Below are 3,321 nucleotides of genomic sequence, written 5' to 3'. Positions count from 1 at the left end.
TATAACGAAGAACACCTCCACCGGACACGTCGCCGAGTAATCCCGTAATCGAAACACCTTGAATCTCGAGATTTATTTCGATGTCTACACTATCACCTAAATGTCTTTGCCTGACCCGTTCCGCGAGATCAGAAACACCGTCAATCGCGTTGTTATAACTATTCCAGCCAGCCAGTCCGTGGGGCAGCTCGCCACGGGCAGTAGATAATTCATACCCATTTTCATGGTTTATGTCATCGAGTAATCTCCCCAGAGATTCGTTCTTCAGTCCATACGACTGCAAGGCATCCAGCTCGAACCGTTCCGAATCCTCGACAGACGAAGTATATTCAGCGGACTGAATTCCCAGGCTGTTTTTCAAGAAATGTCGTGCCGGATTTTCCAGGAAATTTTTCAAACTACGGATCGAAACCGATCTCTGATCCTGTTCAATCGAGGCAGCAGGTAATGCATCACTGGCAAACGATTTGGTACTGATGTTTCTCTCCAGCCATTCGCTGGAATAACTACCATCACCCGATTTCACATCATAATTTTTTGCACTGAACGGCTGCAGGGGATGCTCATATTGAATTCTTTTTAGTAGCGTATCATTGTCCAGTACATACCCCTGCTGAATATATTCCAGCACTTCACTGACCACGACCGAAGGGATTCGCTCGGAATTATCCCGCTGACTTCGACCCACATAACTAATGTGGAGCACTTCACGCGCAGAAAGCAGAGACTGGAGGAACAGGTAGCGGTCGTCAGCCCTCTGGGATCTATCCCCTTTTAGTGGCTGTTTTGCAATCAGGTCAAAACCAGGTGAAGACTCGTTCCGCGGAAAACTGTCATCACTCATGCCCAACAGGCAGACTACCCGAAAAGGCATGAAGCGAACTGAAGCCATATTACAAAAAGTCACCCTGCCGGAAAGCAGCTGATATGAAGAAGTCGCAGCTGAGAGTGCGGAAGAAAGGTGCTGATGCATTACTCGGAAACTCATCGTCCCGCTGTAACCGGCGGTCTCTGCCGTGGTAGCCAGTGTATCCAGCAACTCTCGAACGTTGTTCAGCAATAGCTCATCCAGGTCATCGGTTTCAAAAAATGTATCCATGATGCGGTTAATCCTTTGTTGCCAATCGATAACGGTTGCCGGCTCTTTAAGCTCATGTCGTATGTCTGCAAGTTGATGAATGAAAGCTTCCAACTGCCCAAGCCATTCGGCTTCAGCACCCTCGATATCAATGAAAGGGGCCACAGAACCAAAGAGGTCAACATCACTTGACATGGAATAACCTATGGAGAGACGCCTAAGGCCAAATAGCCAGGTATTCTGTTCATTAGCAGGAAGTCCCATCGATTGTTTATGAGCCCCATCTATGCCCCAACGGATCCCGCTGTTTATGACCCAGTGACGGATGCGCTCGCTGGCATTATCATCCAGACGAAGTTTTGCCTTTACCGCCGGCAGCTCAAGCCAGCCCAATACAGTATCGGCTTCGAAACGTTCATCAGGCAGCAGCAACCATGCAAGCAGAGTTTCTATCAATGGATGCGTGGCAATCGACTGATCTGCAATGGAATAGGGAATTCCGCGTTGACCGCTTAATGCCCCAAAGACTGCTTCAATGGATGCGGCATATTGATCGATATTTGGAGCCATCACCACGATGTCCTGCGGCTTCAGATCGTTCAGACTACGCCCTTTCCGTGACGGATCAAACAGCGACAAAAGCCTGTCATGTAGCACCTGGACTTCCCTCATCGGGCCATGGCAGGCATGCACTTCCAGTGAGTGATCCAGCGGGATAGTGAGTGCATCGATGTCGCCAGCTCCTCGATTCTGAAGGTTGAGAATATCATTCTGCAAATGCGCGAGTAACGATTCATGGCTGTCATCCCTGAAGTCGGAAAGTCCCTCTTCGTGCAACTGCTCTTGCCATTGATCAATGAAGTCCCGGCAGGGCTTTCCCATTGATGCGAGTAATGGATTACCGACTTCATATATTTCCGAAACATCATCCCTGCCCGTTTTTTCCCACCGGGCTCTTAGCCAGGCAAGATCTTTTTCAGAAACAATATCCCCCCAGTATGCGCATGATGGATTGATGATATATACATGGACATCAACATGCTCTGAAACCAACCCAAGCAACTCTAGGTAACGTGGTGACATCGAAAACATCGCAAACAGTGACATACGATGTGGCAGTTTAGATTTATCGAACCCTTTCTGCTCAATGCTCCGTCTGAATTCGTCCGACAGATTGATCCAGTGAGGCCGTCCGGACACTTCTTTCATGGCCCGCCACAGATCAGATTGCCAGCCGTCCTTTTTACCTGACTCCCAATCCTGAACCATCTCGGGTCGATAGACCAGATACTGGTCAAAGAGCCTCGCGATTTGCCTGCTTAATTGATATGTTTTTATTTCGGAATCAGCGCCCTGAAGGTAACGATTGATTGCCTCAAAACCCTCCTTATCCTGTAGTTCCGGGATCAATTTCATGGCCAGCCAGAGCAGGCTATTCTTACTGAACCCCACTTCCAGATGACTCTGCTCCAACTGACTGCTCAACATGGTCCAGATAAAACTGGCGGGCAGCGAGAATTGAATGTTTGCCGAAATGCCTAGACTTTGAGCAACATGATGAGAAAGCCAGCGGGCCATTCCCGAATTTTCAACCACTATGGTCTCTGGCTGAAAGACATCGTCGAGAGGACTTTGAATTATTTCAACGAGCTTCGCGAACAGATTTTCGATACGGTTGGATTGATGTAGATACAGCATTCTAATTCCTTTTTTTCAGCAAAATAACTTGGAGCTCTTCGGCCCGATTGATTTATAAAAACGTGGTAAAAGACGAATTCAAATCCAAGCAGATTCATCTGCTCCCATGATACTTAAGGGATTCTTCACTTTTGAATCGATTTATTCCTCAAATAAGAATAGGTGAATTAAGATTTCCTTTTTGTAGAAAACGAGTATCCATCAGCACTTTGATTATTATCATACAGGACAAGTAGCTCTCCACATGAGCCACCCATCGAATATTATTGTGATTTCAAGAAATCAGGCAGTCAGTCTGTCAATATCCTCTAGTTTATTGTTATTCTTTAAACATGAGTATCGATAAATCATTTTTAAGATTTTTCTTTCACCGCAGTAAACTCTTCGAACCAGCCAAGCAGTTCTTGTTCCCCAAAAGCATTCTTAAGCTCCCTCTTGAACTCACTATCTCTTGAGCTTTCCCATGATACATTCTTGGTTACAATTCGGACTTCTGGAATCCAGAAAAGCATATCATTACCCTATGCCAGTGCTAAGCAAAATTG

1 protein-coding gene is annotated in these 3,321 nt (G+C 46.4%); it reads right to left on the bottom strand.

Annotation, left to right across the window (positions count from 1 at the left end):
- A partial coding sequence (gene recC, locus Q0668_RS20000) for an exodeoxyribonuclease V subunit gamma (RefSeq protein WP_298867898.1) occupies window positions 1-2,776 on the bottom strand: 2,776 nt, incomplete at its 3' end.
- Window positions 2,777-3,321 lie beyond the last annotated feature (545 nt).

The organism is uncultured Gimesia sp. (assembly GCF_937910335.1).
In the GTDB taxonomy this organism is placed as follows: domain Bacteria; phylum Planctomycetota; class Planctomycetia; order Planctomycetales; family Planctomycetaceae; genus Gimesia.
The sequence above is the reverse complement of the archived record's forward strand: the minus strand, read 5'-3'. Positions and strand labels throughout refer to the sequence as shown.